Here is a 16,985-nt window from a genome sequence, read left to right as displayed (position 1 = left end):
GATGGATTCAAAACGCAAATACATCATTCGTAAATGAAAGAGGGAACAAGTTGAGTGTATTTAAAGATTTTAAACGATATAAATTCCTAGTTTTAACCGTACTTATCTTAACTTTTATTAATACCATCGGCGAATTATTACTACCTAAAATGATGTCGCAAATTATTGACGTAGGTGTTTCTGATCAAAACATCTCCTATATTCTAAGATTAGGGTCGATTATGATTGGTGTGACATTGGTAACCATTTTAGTTAGAGGGTCGGCGGCTTATTTTTCTGCCAAAACTTCGATGCTATTCTCAAAAGATTTAAGAAAACGGATGTTTAACAAAGTAAATCGGATGACTTTTGATGAAACGGAATATTTTAGCATTTCATCATTGATCACCCGTACCACAAACGACGTAGCTCAAGTTGAACAATTGGTATTAATGGGGCTGCGTCCTTTAGCAAGAGCTCCGTTAACTTTTATCGGCGGTTTAGTTATGGCGTTTACTACCAGTGTTCGTTTATCGTTGGTTGTATTTGTTAGCCTGCCATTTTTAATTATTGTGCTATATTTTGTCATTAAAGTTGTAGTGCCATATTTTCCACGTTTGCAACAAGCTTTAGACCATATTAACCTTTTGCTGCGTCAACGTTTAACTGGGCTAAAAGTTATCCGTGCTTTTTCTAGAGACAAACAAGAAGAAGAAACTTTTGAAGAAGCTAATGATGAGTATTATCAAATTGGTTTGAAAGTCAATAAAGTGATGCAGACAATCAATCCGATTTTAACGTTGATTTTAAATCTGACTATCGTTATTACGCTGTTTTTAGGCGCTCGCTATGTGCAACAAGGCGTTATGTCAATCGGGGCTTTGATGGCGTTTGTCCAATATATCACGCAAGTATTGAATTCTGTGATTATGGTGACGCGCATGATGACAATGCTGCCTAGAAGTGTAGCATCTATTGACCGGATCAATGTCGTGTTAAACTATCCGTCGCGTTTAGTAGGGGGCAGCAATGTATTAAACGATCCAATTACTTCTGTAGAAGCACAAGACCTAACTTTCTATTATCCCGATGCTAAGCTACCCGCGTTGGAACAGTTGAACTTTTCGATTCATAAAGGAGAGGTCATGGGGATTATTGGCGGTACAGGTTCTGGAAAATCAACCTTGTTGAAATTATTGCTGCAATTTTATAACCCTTCAGAAGGAAAACTTTTGATCAATGGGCAATCGATCGATACGTTGAACCCAGAAAGCGTACGAGAAGAGGTTAGCTACGTGCCGCAACAAAACTACTTCTTTTCAGAAAGTATTCGTGGCAATCTTTTTTATAGTAATCCAGACGCTACCGATGAACAGATGCTTGATAGTTTAGAAACGGCGCAAGCAATGCAATTTTTACCCAATGAAAAGCCTTTAGAAAAAACCGTTGCTCGAGGCGGGCGCAACTATTCAGGTGGACAAAGACAACGCTTGGCTATTTCACGTGCTTTAACCCGGCAAGCTTCGTTATATGTATTTGATGATTCATTTTCAGCATTAGATTATAAGACAGATTACGAACTTCGTTGGGCTTTACAAGGAAAACTTAATGATGCTGCGACGATTATTGTCGCGCAAAGAGTGGCGACTATTCGTCATGCCGACAAAATTCTAGTGTTAGAAAATGGCAGAATGCAAGGGTTAGGTTCTCATGACGAATTGATGCGTACCAATCAAGTCTATCGTGAAATTGCTATTTCTCAAGGAGAAGAGGAGGAGCGCACATGACGGCAAATTTTTATGAAGTCTATCCCACTAGTTGGCAGACCGTCAAACGTTTATTTAGCTATTTAAAAAATTATAAAAAAATTCTCCTGTTGTCGCTAACTATGACAGTGATTTCTACTATAATGGAAGTAGCAGCGCCTATTGTGATGGGCTCCATTTTGAACCATTTGCAAACAGCAATTACCGACCAAACATCACTGGATTTTAATTTTATTATTAAAACGACTTTGTTATTAGCTGGTTTATATATACTTTTAGCTTTGAGTAATATTGTAGTTGAGCGCATGTTGGTTCAATTGTCACAATCATTGATTAAAATTATGCGTACAGAGGTTTCTGATAAAATTAGCAAAGTGCCGCTTAGCTTTTTTGATCAACATTCGACTGGCGATTTACTTAGCCGTATCACTAATGATGTGGAAGCTATCGGTCGGAACGTTCAATTAAGTGTAAGCCAGATTGTTAATAGCCTTTTGATGTTTGTTGGGATTATCGCTATGATGCTTTACATCAGCCCACTTTTATTTCTAGTCTTTTTTATTACGGTGCCTTTAAACATTTTGGCCACTAGAATTATTATGGGACGTTCGCAAAAATACTTTAGGGCAAAATCAGAACGACTTGGTGCGATGGTTGGCTATGTGGAAGAAAACTTTACCGGAACGGATTTGATCAAAGCCTATAATTATCAAGATCAATCAAACCAAGAATTTAAAGAATATAACGACCGCTTGTTCGACGTTTCCTATCGTGCTAGCTTTATGGCTGGTGTATTAAATCCAGTAATGACTTTCATTGGAAATGTTGCTTATGTGTTAATTGCGATTGTCGGAGGTTTATTGATTGTCAATGGAACGATTATGGTAGGTGACGTTTTGGCCTTTATGCAATATAGCCAAAATATCCGTCGTCCGATTGACGTTATTGCTGAAATGGCAAATACCTTGCAAGAGACGATCGCTTCTAGTAATCGGGTCTTTCAATTTTTGGATGCACCAGAAGAAGTGGAAGATACGACGAATCGGATTGAAGACCCCTTTGAAGAAATTGAGCTGGACCACATCGGCTTTGAGTATGAAAAAGGACAGCCTGTTATTCAAGATTTATCTCTTACAGTAAAACAAGGCGAAACGGTGGCTATTGTGGGTCATACAGGAGCTGGTAAGACCACCTTGGTAAACTTGTTGTTACGTTTTTACGATGTAACGAAAAATAAAATCATGATTAACGGAATCGATATTCGTACCGTACCGCGTGATAATTTGCGTTCACTGTTTGGGATGGTGTTACAAGATACTTGGCTTATTCAAGGCACTGTTTATGACAATATCTTATATGGTAATATCAATGCCACTGAAGATGAAGTGATCCAAGCATCCAAAGAAGCTCATGCTAATCATTTTATTGAAACTTTACCAAATGGCTATCAAACTGTGCTGAATGAAGATGCAACTAACATCTCACAAGGTCAACGACAACTTTTAACTATTGCGCGCGCTTTTGTGAGTGATCCGGCGATTTTGATTTTGGATGAAGCAACTTCGTCTGTTGATACTCGGACGGAACAATTGATTCAACAAGCAATGGCCAACTTGATGAAAGGACGTACCAATTTTGTCATCGCCCATCGGTTGTCAACGATCGTCGATGCAGATAAAATCTTAGTAATGGATCAAGGCGATATTGTCGAACAAGGCAGTCACGAAGAACTGCTTGCTAAAAATGGCGTTTACGCAGAATTATATAATAGTCAATTTTCGGAATAAAAAATGAATGCGAGGTTACTCATGGAAAATCTCTTGGAAACATTCAACGAACGACGAGGCGAATTATGGAGTGAACTGTTAGATCACTTAGGAATTTCGATTATCTCCCTTTTGATTGCGATGGTAATTGCCATTCCTTTGGCGATTTGGGTGGTCAGACACCCTAAAGTTGCTGAAATTGGGCTGCAAGTTGCGGGTGTTTTACAAACAATCCCTTCACTTGCATTGCTAGGCTTATTGATTCCATTGGTAGGGATTGGAACCACACCTGCAATTATTGCGCTTGTGATTTATGCGTTATTGCCTATTTTTCAAAATACGTACTTGGGCATTTCAGAGATCGATCCAGCGATTGAAGAAGCAGCAGATGCGTTTGGGATGTCTAAAATGCGCAAATTATTCAAAGTAGAACTGCCTATGGCAAGGCCTGCGATTGTTTCTGGAATTCGTACTGCTATGGTGCTAATTATTGGTACTGCAACACTTGCTGCGTTAATCGGAGCGGGTGGTTTAGGTACATTTATCCTTTTAGGCATCGATCGTAACGACATGCCGCTAATTATTATTGGTACGATTTCTGCCGCTTTATTGTCTATTATTTTAAGTTTGTTGATCCGTTGGTTTGAACGAGCAAAACCATGGCAATCATTGGTCGGGTTAGCTATTCTAGTGGTTTTACTAGGTGGCGGTGGTATTTATTCGGCTTATGCTAACCAACAACAAACAGTTACGATAGCTGGAAAGTTAGGGTCCGAGCCTGAAATCTTGATTAATATGTATAAGGAATTAATTGAAGATGAAAATCCAGATATTAATGTCGAGTTAAAACCTAATTTTGGTAAAACGACCTTTTTATATAATGCAGTAAAAAATGACCAAATTGATATTTATCCTGAATTTACGGGAACGGTGTTAGAAACCTTAATTGATGACGAATCGATTGATACACAAGGATTGTCAGAAGAAGAAACTTATAACCAAGCAAAAGAGAAATTACAAGAGCAAGACCAGCTCACCTTATTAGAGCCGATGAGCTATAATAACGCTTATGCATTGGCCGTTAAGGATGAGTTTAAAGAAGAAGAACAACTAGAATCCATTAGTGACCTTTCCAATATCCAATCAGACATTCAAGCGGGGATGACCTTAGAATTTATCGATCGTGAAGATGGCTTGCGTGGGATTGAAGATTTATATAATTTAGATTTTGAGACAAGTTCGATGGAACCTGCGTTGCGCTATCAAGCTATTGACGATGGTCGGGTCAATTTGATTGATGCTTATTCCACAGATAGTGAGTTACGAGAGTATGGTTTAAGTATTTTAGATGACGATAAAGGCCTCTTCCCTAAATATCAAGGTGCACCATTGATGAGTACAGAGTTTGCTGACGAGAACCCACAAGTGGTTGAAGCCTTGGATAAATTAGGCGGAAAGATTACTGAAGAAGAGATGCAAGAGATGAATTATGAGGTTAATGTAGAGGATGAAACGCCAGCCAACGTAGCCCATAGCTATCTTACGGATAATGGGTTGTTAGAGGAGGATGAATAATGAGTACAGCAATTGAATTTCAACATGTTTCAAAGTCCTTTGGCGATACCATGATCATTCCCAATATGGATCTTGAAATCGAAGAAGGGGAATTATTCGTCCTCGTTGGAACCTCTGGTAGTGGTAAAACGACATCGCTTAAAATGGTCAATCGTTTAGAAGAACCCACAGATGGCGATATTTTAATAAATGGTAAAAAAGCGAAAGATTATCCTTTACAACAGTTGCGCTGGTCCATGGGTTATATTTTACAACAAATTGCACTTTTTCCTACCATGACGGTTGCACAAAATATCGCAGTCATTCCTGAAATGAAAAAGGTTCCTAAAAAAGAAATTAACCGATTAGTAGACGAGTTATTAACAAAAGTTGGACTAGAACCTGCCAAATATCGTGATCGGATGCCTAGAGAACTTTCTGGTGGTGAACAACAACGGATCGGCATTTTACGTGCGATTGCCTCAAAACCTGATATTGTTTTGATGGACGAGCCTTTTGGCGCTTTAGACCCATTGTCACGTACGACTTTGCAAGATTTGATCCTTGAGTTACACAAAGAACTAAACAATACGATTATCTTTGTAACACACGATATGGATGAAGCTGTTAAAGTCGGCGATCGAATTGGCATTATGGGTGACGGCGAATTGCTACAAGTTGGTACCCCCGAGGAGCTTGCTGAGAATCCGACCAGTGATTTTGTGCGTGACTTCTTTGGTTCTAGTGTAGATAAAAATAGTTATCAAACACCGATCAGCCATGTCGCACAAACAGAGGGATACGATATAACCACTGATGAAAATATAGCGGCTGTTCAACTACAAGAAGATGTCACATTACAAGAAGCGTTTGCGGCGTTCAGTGAATATGACCATATTAAAGTCGTCAATGAACAACAAGAATTTTTAGGTTATTTATCCAGAAAACAAATCTTTCAATATTTGAGTAAATAAAAAAGCAGCAGTGTAAAATCAATTTGAATGATTTTGCACTGCTATTTTTTTGATCCTCTGTGGAGAGGAGATGAATCGACCAGAGACGGAGAAAGAAACGGCAAAACATTATCCGAGATTAAAAAGATGGATAACGTTTTAAGTATTCGTTCTCCGAGAGGCGAAAGATAGTTAAAGAAAAGCCAAAACATTATCCAAAAATAGGCCAAATCAGCATAAAAAGCTTGAAAATAACCAAAGATGAAGAAAGAAAGGATAAAACATTATCCGAGATTGAAAAGATGGATAATGTTTTAAGTATACATTCTCCGAGAATGGCAATCTTAGAAGCAGAAGCTTTGAAAAAATTTGTAGTTGTTAGAAAATATTATGGTTTCATTGAGCTATTTAGCATCTAACCGAAAGGCAATAAACGCTATAACAAATTTGCTTCTTCCAATAACTCTTCGATCAACGTACCTTGAATTTTCTTACGACCAACTTTTTCAAGCAAACCATGAATTGGCAAATCAAGTTCTTCAATCTTTTTCTTGTCGTTCAGATAATAAATTGCTTGGAGCAATTCCCGCAGGTCATAAATTGAATTGAAGACTTCCGGTACACCTCTTTCAACACCTAGCAAGCTATAAACAGCTTCCATAGCAGTTCGTACTGAGTATTCTGTCGTAAAGACCACATCTCTGGTTAGTGATTCGGCAAAATTTCCGATAAAAGCTAAGTTTTTCGAGCCAGCTGGAACTACATCTGGACGATCGCCTTTATGTCGCGGCATAAAATAGGAAGTGATATAAGGCATATAAACAGGGTTCGTATTGATTGATTCTTGTTTAGCTAATTTTGGAATCATACTTTCAGGAACTCCTAAATGATACAGCCATTCTTGTGTAATTTCTTCACCAGTACATTCAGTGATTTTTTTAGGGATAAAATTACCGATCGTATCAGAATATAAGCCATAAATCCAAACAGTGGTTTCGTTTGGTGTTTGTTCTTTAAAGTGCGGCTGGCGATGAATCGCAAAGCTCATTAACCAATTAGAATCAGTGATCGTGATGATGCCGCCAGTATTCACTTTGCCATCGTGCAAGTCACGTCGGGTTAATCGTTCGATATAAGGGTCAACGTAAGTATTTTCAATTGTTGCTGTAGCTGAAATAAACCAGCTGCGTTCCGGTAGTTCAGCGTAAAATACTTTAGGATGACCAAATTCCGGAGATTGTTGGGCTAAGTTTTCCCACAGGTTCCAACTACCACCCAAACGATGTGTCACAGGTGCTGGAGTATGATGATCACCATAAGTAGAACTTTCAGTAATTGAGCCGTTGGTCACAAAAACCAAATCGTTTTCGGTCAAGGCAATTTCATCTGCCTGACCATCTACAGTTAGGATCATTTTTTTAGCAACTTTTTGTTCATCTGCAAAATCAACCTCAATGTTGCGGACTTGGGTACCATATTGGATATCTACACCGTGGTCACTTAAATAGCTGAGGATTGGTTTGACCATAGAATCATATTGGTTGTATTTATTAAATTTCAGTGCGCTAAAATCAGGCAAACCATCAATGTGATGAATAAAACGCATCGCATAACGACGCATTTCTGCAAGAGAATGCCATTTTTCAAAAGCAAACATGGTCGACCAGTAATACCAAAAGTTGCTCTCAAAAAATTCGTTTGAAAAATAATCTTCGATTGTTTGTCCTTCTATACGGTTCTCTGAAGTCAAAATTAATTGAACGATTTCTTTTGAAGTATCTCCTAAAGTGTATTCTCCATCACTTTCTACACGATCGCCGCGTTGATGGATCAAGCGGCAATTTGAAGAATTTGGATCATCTTTATCTAACCAATAGTATTCATCTAAATAAGAAGCTCCTTCAATTTCCAAAGAAGGAATCGAACGATACATGTCCCACATACATTCAAAATGGTTTTCCATTTCGCGTCCGCCGCGTGTAATAAAGCCGATATCAGGTCGATTAATCCCGTCTAAGGATCCGCCGGCTAACGGTAGTTCTTCCAATAAATGGATATTTTCTCCCTTCATTTGGCCGTCTCGGATCAAAAATACTGCTGCCGCTAGACCTGCCAGGCCAGTCCCTACAATATAGGCAGATTTTTGGTCAACATTTTTTGGTTTACGCGGACGGGCGAAGGCTTCATAGTTTCCATTAGAATAGTACATTTTTTCTCATCCTTTCTGTGTTCTGTGCCAGCTATTTACTTATATAACAACCATATTATAGATGCTTTAAAAAAATATTTCAACTATTTTTGCTACCGGTATGTAATGCTGCGGCTCCGAATAGAAATGTTTGGTAGGTAGTGTCGGTCAATCCTACTGATTGAAACAACTTTTCTAATTCTTTTGCATTAAAAAATTCTTTCGTAGTTTTTTGTAGATAGACGTAATCTTTGGTATCGTTGTGCTTCATTTTTGCGATGAGTGGGACTATTTTAAAATAGAGATTCCAAAATGGATAAATCAGTTTATTTTGTGGCTGCGATGTTTCTAAACAAGCAACCATACCACCCGGTTTGACCACCCGTTGCATTTCAGACAGCACGCGGCTGGCATCCGGTACGTTACGTAGGCCAAAGCCAATTGTTACTACGTCAAAGGAATTATTAACAAAAGGAAGGGCCATTGCATCCTCTTGAATCAAAGAGGTTTGTTGCGCAACGTCAGCTTGTTCTGCTTTTTTTTTAGCAATTTCTAACATATTTTTACTGAAGTCTAAACCAACCACTTTTCCTGTGGGTCCTACTACTTGGGCTAGATCAATTGTCCAATCGCCTGTCCCGCAACAAAGATCAAGAGCGGTGCCGCTTGATTCCAATGGTAATTGCGCCATGGTTTTTTTGCGCCAACGTTTATGCATGCCAAGCGAAATCGCACTATTTGTCGCATCGTAGGTAGTAGAAATGCGATCAAAAATCGCTTGAACTTTGGCTTCAGAAGTTTTATTTGTACGCGGCATTTTTTTCTCCTTTTAGTAAATGAGTTAATAAGATTGTACCAAAGTTAGTCTAAAACATAAACGAAAGCAGCTGACCCTGCAGCAAATCTTAAGGTAATGGCTCGTGAACTAAAAGAAATAGCTAAACCTAATGACCCATAACTAAATTTGGTTTAAAATAAAGACACAGGAGGAGAGAATTTTATGAGAAAACAAACTGGTTTTAAAGATGGATTTTTATGGGGCGGCGCGGTAGCTGCCAATCAAGTGGAAGGTGCTTATGACGTTGATGGCAAAGGTTTATCTGTACAAGACGTTACACCTGACGGCGGGTTAGGTCCAATTACAGATGGTCCAACCGAAGATAATTTGAAATTAAAAGCGATTGATTTTTATCATCACTATAAAGAAGATATTGCCCTTTTTGCAGAAATGGGCTATAAAGTTTTCCGAACATCCATTGCTTGGAGTCGCATTTTTCCTAACGGCGATGATAAAGAACCTAATGAAGCAGGCTTACAATTTTATGATGACGTGTTTGATGAATGTTTGAAATATGGCATCGAACCATTAGTTACTTTATCTCATTATGAGACACCTCTGCATTTGTCTGAAAAATATGATGGTTGGAAAAGTCGAGAAATGATTGGCTTTTTCGAAAATTATGCGCGGACAGTGTTTAATCGTTATAAAGATAAGGTAAAATATTGGTTAACATTTAACGAAATCAACTCTGTATTGCACATGCCATTTATTTCAGGCGGAATTAAAACGCCTAAGGAAGAGTTAAGTGATCAAGAACTATATCAAGCAGTTCACCATGAACTAGTGGCTTCGGCTTCAGTTACTAAAATTGCGCACGAAATTAATCCAGATTTTAAAGTTGGTTGTATGGTATTGGCAATGCCGACTTATCCGATCTCTTCTGAACCTGAAGATGTGTTGGCAGCTAAAGATGCTGAAAATACCAACTATGCCTTTACTGATATTCATGTCCGTGGAGAATATCCAGGACACTTGAAACGTTTCTTTAGTGAAAACGATATCGACATTAAGTTTGCAGAAGGTGACGCTGAATTATTAGCAAACCATACAGTAGACTTTATTTCCTTTAGCTACTACATGAGTGTGGCTGCTGCAGCAAATCCAGAAAATTATAGTTCAGGCGCTGGCAATGTCATTGGTGGTATAGAAAATCCTCACTTGGAAAAATCTGAATGGGGTTGGGCGATCGATCCAGTAGGCTTGCGTATTGTTTTGAATGATTTTTATGATCGCTACCAAGTGCCATTATTCATTGTAGAAAATGGGCTAGGAGCAAAAGATCAACTAATTCAAGATAAAAATGGACATTATACAGTAGAAGACGATTATCGGATTGATTATATGCAACAACATTTGGCTCAAGCCAAAGAAGCAGTCAAAGATGGTGTTGATTTGATGGGATACACTTCTTGGGGATGTATCGATTTAGTTAGTGCCTCCACGGCTCAAATGAGTAAACGTTACGGCTTCATTTATGTAGATCGTAATGATGATGGTTCGGGCTCATTCAACCGTTATAAGAAAAAATCCTTTGACTGGTATAAAAAAGTCATTGAAACCAATGGTGAAAATTTATAACTCAAGTTTCGCACATGTAAAATGATATTAAACAACGGTCTTATCAACTCTTAGGTCGAAAAAAGTCCTGATATTGACTGCCTACCTTTTTATACAAAAAGAACTCCTTTTGTTTTATAATTGATTTAACCACAAACCAAAAACAAAGGAGTTCTTGCCTTTATGGTACACTTAAAAGCTATTAAAAATCAATTACCGAATGAAATAAAAGCCCTTTTTTCTGAATTAAAAGTCACGCAATTTTTAAAACAAGCCCATATGGAAAAGCAAAAAGGGTATTCGGTGGCTATTCTATTCACTTTTCTCTTTAGCCTCGTCTTTAAAGGAAAATCCTTAAACCAAGTTCTCAGTGGGCGGGAAAGCGACCAATACATGAAAAAAGATACCGTGTATCGATGGATGAACAATCCCCATAACAACTGGCGTCTGTTTTTACTTCGGTTTAGTGCGTCTGTCATCGAAAAGCTCCATTCTTTAACGGATACGAAAACCCATATTCGGACGTTGATCTTGGATGATTCGACGTTTTATCGTAATCGAAGCCAAGAGGTACCAGGCTTAGCTCGTCTTTGGGATCATGCGCTCAAACAAGGATACAAAGGGTATCGTATGCTTACTTTAGGGTTCTCCGATGGCTATTCTTTCATTCCGATTGATTTCGGGTTACTATCCGGTAAGAAAAAAGTGAACCAAACAATAGCAGAAAAAGATCAACGAACCGTAGGAGCCAAACGATTCAACGAATCAAGTCGTAAAATGCCCGAAGTGGCACTTGAGATGGTTCAACGCGCCTTGAACCAAGGGATTTACGCCACCCATGTGTTGATGGATAAATGGTTTACTTCCCCTAAAATGATAGACCAATTACACGATATGGGGATTCACACCATTGGGATGGTGAAAAATGGAAAAACCAAATACCTTTTTCATCAACGTTTATACAAGCTGGAAGAACTTTATGCCAAATCTACGAAAGAATATACACAAGAAGCGATTATTTCCTCGATTGTGGTGAAACCAAGCTCCGGCAAAAATCCCGTGAAAATCGTTTTTGTCAAAAATCACAATAAGAAAAGTGCTTGGTTGGCGATTATGACCGATGATCTGGATTTATCTTCCCAAGAAATGGTCAAAACATACTCGGCGAGATGGGACATCGAGACATTTTTTAAGGCATCGAAATCATTGCTTCATCTGACTAAAGAAACACAAACGCGACATTATCAAGCCTTAATTTGTCACACCACCATTGTGTTCACACGGTATATTTTATTAAGCTGGCAGCAGCGCTGTGCCAATGATGAGCGGACCTTAGGTGGCTTATTTTATGAACTGGGCGATCAAATAAAAGAACTCGATTGGTCCGCTGCTCTTATCGAATTAGTACATATTATTCAAGCGGTAAGCGAAGAATCAGGAAGCCAATTACAAGATTTTATTACAAGTCAACTCCAACACTGGGTGGATACTCTGCCCCGTTATATCAAGGCTTATCTCCCAGATTTGGTGTGCGAAACTTGAGTTATAATTTTAGCCGTTTAACAAAGAACAGCACGGAAAATCTATCGTGCTGTTTTTTTGCCTGTTCAACTAAATGACAGACCGATTTTTTAGTTGATAAAATAACAAAAATAATGAATGGAAACAGAGTTTGTTTATTGACTCTTTAAGGTTTTCGTTTAAAATAAAATAAAGGAGAACTTGCTGCGCGTTCAAATGTGTGTTACAATTCTGTTCGTTTTGCAGAGGAGTTGAACGTAAAGATGAAAAATAAATTTAATCTTCAAGCATTACTGATCAGCTGTCTTGCAACCTTTATTTTGAGTGTAGCTGTAAGAAATGATGCGAACACGTTTGTGGCTGCACCTTTTCAATCGATCCAAGAAAGAATTACAGAGGAAACGAGCGAGGAACAACAACCTTCGAGCTCACAAAACCAAATAACAGAGACGACTAGCACAACTTCTACCAACGAAGAGCCTGCCACAGCGGCTCCAGATACGACGCCAAGTTCTGTTGAAGAGACAACCGATTATTCTGAAACAACGACGACAAGTCAAACGCAAACAACAAGCAGTAGTGATACTTCAGACAACCAAACACAAGAGACAACCGATGAGCAAGAAGTAACCGAAACATCAGAAACAACAAGTGAGACTAGCGAGACTTCTGATTCTGAAGTAAGTGAAACCTCAGAATCAAGTGAGAACGAGACAAGCCAAACAAGCGAATCTCCAAATACAACCGAAACAACTGAATCTGTAGAAGAACCGGAAACCTCTGCCACAGCTGAAAAAGATTCAACAGCTGAATCCTCCGAAATAAACAACCAAGAGATATCAGATGAAGAACCAACAATCTCTTCTGAAGAAGAACAAGAAGATCAATAATGAATAAAGTACAAGCATAGAAAGTCTGATCAGATTTTCTATGCTTGTTTTTCATTTATCAGATAAGTAGCGGGCAGATATTCTACTAGCCAAATGCCACTTTCTGTCGGGTAAAAGTAAACGCCAGCCGCGCAAGCTTTTAAGGCATAGATACGAAAAATAACAGGTGCTGCCTCGTGGCGTTTGCCGATCTTTTCCGCTGTTTCTATATTTTCTGCTAAATGGACAAATTCACGCCCCATTTTCTTAAGGCCTTCTGTTTGGATTATTTTTGCCGCAGCTAGCCTGGTTCCGTGATATAAAATTTCAGGTGGGGTCGTTGGCTCTTGTAAAGGCAAGACTGGGATACTATGACCGTATAACGCCCTGATTTGTTTTCCTTCGATCACATACCGTTGTCTGGGACTATTATTTATGATTTGTTCAATTTGCTGTTGGCTTATTTTTTGGCTATAGTGCGCATTGAATTTGTCGATTAGTTCGTTAATATCTACTCGCCCATATTCATCTAATTGGATGCCGATCTTTTCTGGATGATGACGTAAAACCAGAGCTAGTCGTTTGCTGAGCTTGGTAAGTGTTTCATTCATGCTATCTCCCCCGTTTAAATTATTTTAGCAAAAAATAGCTTGCAAAGTACAGACAACAGTCTATACTTATCTGTTTAAAGCGCCGTTATATTTGCCTGCAAACTTCCCCTTTGTTAGAATAAAGCTAGTTAACGAAACGTAGGGTGAAAACAAATACTTGTAAAAGAGTGGTTTTTAAAAACTTGATACTCTTTTTTTAAAGCAAGCAAAAAAGAGAACGCTTTCTAAAAAAAGAGTCAACAAGATTCGTCGTTTATTTTAAGAAGAGTTGAACAAGTTTTTCATTAGAAATTATTAACGAAAGGGAGAATTGTCATGAGTAAAGTAGGAAATATTGTAGAGCTGATTGGAAATACACCTATGGTAAAACTAAACAAGGTTGTGCCAGAAGATGCCGCTCAAATATACGCAAAACTAGAATTTTATAATCCTGGAGGTTCAGTCAAAGATCGGATTGCACTTGCGATGGTTGAAGCGGCTGAAAAAGACGGACGTTTACAACCTGGAGGAACAATCGTCGAACCAACTTCAGGAAATACGGGCATTGGCTTAGCGCTAGTTGCTGCAGCTAAGGGCTATCGTTTGATTATTACGATGCCAGAAACAATGAGTGTAGAACGCCGCTCCCTGATGAAAGGTTACGGAGCGGAATTATACTTGACGCCCGGTGCAGATGGGATGAGTGGCGCGATCCAAAAAGCCCACGAATTAGCTGATGAAAACGGCTATTTTCTGCCTATGCAATTTGAAAATCCAGCAAATCCTGAAATTCATGAAAAAACGACTGGACAAGAAATTATCAGAGATTTCAATGGCGGTACGCCTGATGCGTTCATCGCTGGCATAGGAACTGGCGGAACCATTACCGGAGTAGGTCGTGCTTTAAAAAAATTAAATGAAGATGCGCAAATTTATGGACTAGAGGCTGCTGAAGGGGCATTGATCAAAGAAGGAATTAAAGGCAAACACAAAATTCAAGGAATTTCAGCGGGTATTATTCCTGAAGTACTCGATCAATCGATTTACCAAGATATCGTGACTGTATCCAGTGATCAAGCGATTGACATGGCCCATAAAGTTAACTTTGAAGAAGGCTTTTTACCAGGTATTTCTGGAGGAGCAAATATTTTCGGTGCGATTGAAATTGCTAAGAAATTAGGCAAAGGAAAAACGGTGGTAACCGTAGTGCCCGATAACGGTGAACGTTACCTCTCAACAGATCTTTTCAAATTTGATGAATAAGTATAAGAAAAGGTTAGAGTTTTGCTCTAGCCTTTTTTTGCGCAGTAAAAAAAGAAAGAATAGAAGCTGAATGGATAGCGAAAAGTTAAAACACTGTTCATTCAAATACTGAACGAACAGTGAAATGATAGAACACTCCTCGTTCAGAAGTAGAAGATTAGCTAAACATAACTTTTAGCTGAATATGAGCAGCTATGATTGTAAGTGTAAAATTTATTGAGGTTTATAGTGGTGAAGAAAAAGTGGTCGTTGTTTGTCATTAGACTGTGATAGCTACTAATGAAAATTGGAAAAACTAGGGTAGGATCCGAAAAGGGATCCTAGAAATTGGAAAAACTAGGGTAGGATTCGAAAAGGGACCCTAGGAATCGGGAAAACTAGGGTAGGATTCGAAAAGCGACTCTAGAAATTGGAAAACTAGAGTAGGATTCGCAAAGGTACTCTAGAAATCGGGAAATCTAAAGTAAGAACAGGAGTTGTTCGCCTACCTTTTCAAACATGGGAGCCAATTCGTATTCTATTCTCTGTCTCTGGACCTATGATGTTGAATGTTTTTAAACTTATGTAAAATATACCTATATAACTTAAAACGTTACGCTATGATTCTTATATTTTAATGACTGCTCAAATTTTGTTATGATAGTTATATAAGAAAGGTGAGGCCGATGACTGGACGATTATTTCATTACAATACGTTAGGAACCTTGATGAAAGGTGGTTTTGACGGGTCTTTTTCAATTGGAGAAGTATTAAAAAATGGCGGAATTGGTATAGGAACGGTGGACCAGCTAGATGGAGAACTAGTGATTTTGAACCATCAAGCGTACCGTTTTGATGTGAAAGGGCAGATTCATGAAGTTCGACCCGAAGAGACGACGCCTTATGCTGCAGTAATTGACTTTAGCTCTGAGAATGAAACAACTTTAAATGAAAAAATAAGCAAGGATAATTTAGAAGAAAAATTAACAAATCAATTTTCGAGCAAAAATGTTTTTCAAGCAGTAAAATTACACGGAACTTTCCAGAAAATTAAATGCCGTTCGGTACAAAAACAAGAAAAGCCATATCCTGATCTGGTCGATGTTGCCAGAGATCAAGCAGAGTTTACCGCCGAAGATATTACCGGTACGTTGGTCGGTATTTACACCCCTGAACTTTTTGGCACGATTTCAGCAAGTGGTTTTCACTTGCACTTTATAAGCGACGATCATTCATTTGGCGGTCATATTCTATCATTTGAAATTAATAAACCACTCATCGAATGGCAAACTGTTGACACAGTGGAACAAAAATTTCCAACAACAGATGAAACATTTATGAAAACTGATTTTGATTATGGTAGTGTATTAGCAGACATTTCCGAAGCAGAATAAACGAATTTAGGAGGAATCTGATTATGAGTAAAGTAGCCGTAGTTTTTGCACCAGGTTTTGAAGAAATTGAAGGGCTAACGATTGTTGATGTGCTGCGTAGAGCAGAGATGGATGTTACAATGGTTGGTTTTGATAAAGAAGTGACCGGTAACCACAATATCACGGTCAAAAGTGACCAATTGTTAAGTGAAGATTTAAAAAATTATGATATGATTGTTTTACCTGGTGGTACGCAAGGCGCTAATAATCTAAAAAATAATCCAACTGTCATCGAAAGTTTACAAACAGCTTATAACAATGGCAAACAAATTGGAGCAATTTGTGCAGCACCAATGGTTTTAGAAGAAGCCGGTTTATTGCAAGATAAAAATTATACCTCATTCCCAGGTATTGAAGACGACATTAAGTCGGGTAACCATTCAGAAATGTTAGTAGTAAAAGATGGCCGAGTGACGACGAGTCGCGGGCCTGCAACAGCACTAGCTTTTAGTTACCGACTAGTTGATATCTTAGGTGGAAACAGTGATGAGGTCAAAGAAGCGATGCAATATAATAAACTAGCTGCTTCTTTTCTGGAAAAATAATGTTTGACAAATGAAAAAAAACTCGCTATATTTAGTTTAAGAATTTAACACGGAGGGTTTGTCATGAATTACGCAAAGTTTAACGTTTTTTCATATAGCTGTTGTCAGATGTCGCGTTGTGGCGATATCTGGCTGGCTTTGCGTGAGCTTTAATTGAGGATTTTCCTCAAAAGTTCAAATG

The 16,985-nt window shown here is 38.5% G+C and carries 13 protein-coding genes; 10 read left to right on the top strand and 3 right to left on the bottom strand.

What is annotated here, in order from left to right; genetic code table 11:
• Positions 1–50 precede the first annotated feature (50 nt).
• Genes C7K43_RS06830 through C7K43_RS06815 form a run of 4 tightly spaced genes read left to right on the top strand, consistent with a single transcriptional unit; the run spans position 51 to position 6,039 of the window.
• A complete protein-coding gene (locus C7K43_RS06830; protein ID WP_124006182.1) occupies positions 51–1,766 on the top strand; it encodes an ABC transporter ATP-binding protein in 1,716 nt (571 codons plus the stop codon).
• On the top strand, positions 1,763–3,532 hold the full coding sequence (locus C7K43_RS06825; protein ID WP_124006181.1) for an ABC transporter ATP-binding protein: 1,770 nt from the start codon (positions 1,763–1,765) through the stop codon (positions 3,530–3,532). Before C7K43_RS06830 ends, C7K43_RS06825 begins: the two co-directional genes overlap by 4 nt.
• 21 nt (positions 3,533–3,553) lie before the next feature.
• A complete protein-coding gene (locus C7K43_RS06820) occupies positions 3,554–5,086 on the top strand; it encodes an ABC transporter permease/substrate-binding protein (protein ID WP_124006180.1) in 1,533 nt (510 codons plus the stop codon).
• A complete protein-coding gene (locus tag C7K43_RS06815) occupies positions 5,086–6,039 on the top strand; it encodes an ABC transporter ATP-binding protein (RefSeq protein WP_124006179.1) in 954 nt (317 codons plus the stop codon). Before C7K43_RS06820 ends, C7K43_RS06815 begins: the two co-directional genes overlap by 1 nt.
• 415 nt (positions 6,040–6,454) lie before the next feature.
• Here C7K43_RS06815 and C7K43_RS06810 read toward each other — a convergent pair whose 3' ends face one another.
• Positions 6,455–8,227, bottom strand: a complete 1,773-nt coding sequence (locus tag C7K43_RS06810) for an oleate hydratase (RefSeq protein WP_124006178.1) — start codon at positions 8,225–8,227, stop codon at positions 6,455–6,457.
• Between the two features lie 79 nt (positions 8,228–8,306).
• The gene (locus C7K43_RS06805) at positions 8,307–9,023 is read right to left on the bottom strand and encodes a demethylmenaquinone methyltransferase (protein WP_124006177.1); all 717 of its coding nucleotides are present in this window, start codon (positions 9,021–9,023) and stop codon (positions 8,307–8,309) included.
• Positions 9,024–9,206: 183 nt separating this feature from the next.
• Between C7K43_RS06805 and C7K43_RS06800 the strand changes: the two genes are divergently transcribed.
• The 3 genes from C7K43_RS06800 (at position 9,207) to C7K43_RS06790 (ending at position 13,015) form a co-directional block, all read left to right on the top strand.
• Positions 9,207–10,625: a glycoside hydrolase family 1 protein gene (locus C7K43_RS06800; protein WP_124006176.1), complete on the top strand. Its 1,419-nt coding sequence runs from the start codon at positions 9,207–9,209 to the stop codon at positions 10,623–10,625.
• A gap of 162 nt (positions 10,626–10,787) precedes the next feature.
• Positions 10,788–12,146: an IS4 family transposase gene (locus tag C7K43_RS06795; RefSeq protein WP_094243264.1), complete on the top strand. Its 1,359-nt coding sequence runs from the start codon at positions 10,788–10,790 to the stop codon at positions 12,144–12,146.
• Between the two features lie 242 nt (positions 12,147–12,388).
• Positions 12,389–13,015 carry a hypothetical protein gene (locus C7K43_RS06790; protein ID WP_124006175.1) on the top strand — a complete coding sequence of 209 codons (627 nt, stop codon included), beginning with the start codon at positions 12,389–12,391 and terminating at the stop codon, positions 13,013–13,015.
• 38 nt (positions 13,016–13,053) lie between these two features.
• Here C7K43_RS06790 and C7K43_RS06785 read toward each other — a convergent pair whose 3' ends face one another.
• Positions 13,054–13,605 (bottom strand): RNA 2'-phosphotransferase, encoded by a 552-nt coding sequence (locus C7K43_RS06785; RefSeq protein WP_124006174.1) that lies wholly within the window; start codon positions 13,603–13,605, stop codon positions 13,054–13,056.
• Positions 13,606–13,920: 315 nt separating this feature from the next.
• On the opposite strand from C7K43_RS06785, the gene cysK reads away from it, so the two are divergent.
• From cysK to C7K43_RS06770, 3 genes are all read left to right on the top strand, one after another.
• Complete coding sequence (cysK, locus tag C7K43_RS06780) at positions 13,921–14,847, top strand: cysteine synthase A (RefSeq protein ID WP_124006173.1); 927 nt, start codon at positions 13,921–13,923, stop codon at positions 14,845–14,847.
• Between the two features lie 665 nt (positions 14,848–15,512).
• Positions 15,513–16,220 carry an acetolactate decarboxylase gene (gene budA / locus C7K43_RS06775; protein ID WP_124006172.1) on the top strand — a complete coding sequence of 236 codons (708 nt, stop codon included), beginning with the start codon at positions 15,513–15,515 and terminating at the stop codon, positions 16,218–16,220.
• 23 nt (positions 16,221–16,243) lie between these two features.
• Complete coding sequence (locus C7K43_RS06770) at positions 16,244–16,804, top strand: DJ-1 family glyoxalase III (protein WP_124006171.1); 561 nt, start codon at positions 16,244–16,246, stop codon at positions 16,802–16,804.
• Positions 16,805–16,985: the final 181 nt, after the last annotated feature.

Origin of the sequence: Tetragenococcus koreensis (assembly GCF_003795145.1) — a bacterium.
GTDB lineage: Bacteria > Bacillota > Bacilli > Lactobacillales > Enterococcaceae > Tetragenococcus > Tetragenococcus koreensis.
This window is presented reverse-complemented; position numbering and strand designations above follow the sequence as displayed.

Coding starts and splice junctions, on each gene's coding strand:
- budA (WP_124006172.1), top strand. CDS start 15,513: ATGACTGGACGATTATTTCATTACAATACGTTAGGAACCTTGATGAAA.
- C7K43_RS06800 (WP_124006176.1), top strand. CDS start 9,207: ATGAGAAAACAAACTGGTTTTAAAGATGGATTTTTATGGGGCGGCGCG.
- C7K43_RS06815 (WP_124006179.1), top strand. CDS start 5,086: ATGAGTACAGCAATTGAATTTCAACATGTTTCAAAGTCCTTTGGCGAT.
- C7K43_RS06805 (WP_124006177.1), bottom strand. CDS start 9,023: ATGCCGCGTACAAATAAAACTTCTGAAGCCAAAGTTCAAGCGATTTTT.
- C7K43_RS06810 (WP_124006178.1), bottom strand. CDS start 8,227: ATGTACTATTCTAATGGAAACTATGAAGCCTTCGCCCGTCCGCGTAAA.
- C7K43_RS06770 (WP_124006171.1), top strand. CDS start 16,244: ATGAGTAAAGTAGCCGTAGTTTTTGCACCAGGTTTTGAAGAAATTGAA.
- C7K43_RS06825 (WP_124006181.1), top strand. CDS start 1,763: ATGACGGCAAATTTTTATGAAGTCTATCCCACTAGTTGGCAGACCGTC.
- C7K43_RS06785 (WP_124006174.1), bottom strand. CDS start 13,605: ATGAATGAAACACTTACCAAGCTCAGCAAACGACTAGCTCTGGTTTTA.
- C7K43_RS06795 (WP_094243264.1), top strand. CDS start 10,788: ATGGTACACTTAAAAGCTATTAAAAATCAATTACCGAATGAAATAAAA.
- cysK (WP_124006173.1), top strand. CDS start 13,921: ATGAGTAAAGTAGGAAATATTGTAGAGCTGATTGGAAATACACCTATG.
- C7K43_RS06790 (WP_124006175.1), top strand. CDS start 12,389: ATGAAAAATAAATTTAATCTTCAAGCATTACTGATCAGCTGTCTTGCA.
- C7K43_RS06820 (WP_124006180.1), top strand. CDS start 3,554: ATGGAAAATCTCTTGGAAACATTCAACGAACGACGAGGCGAATTATGG.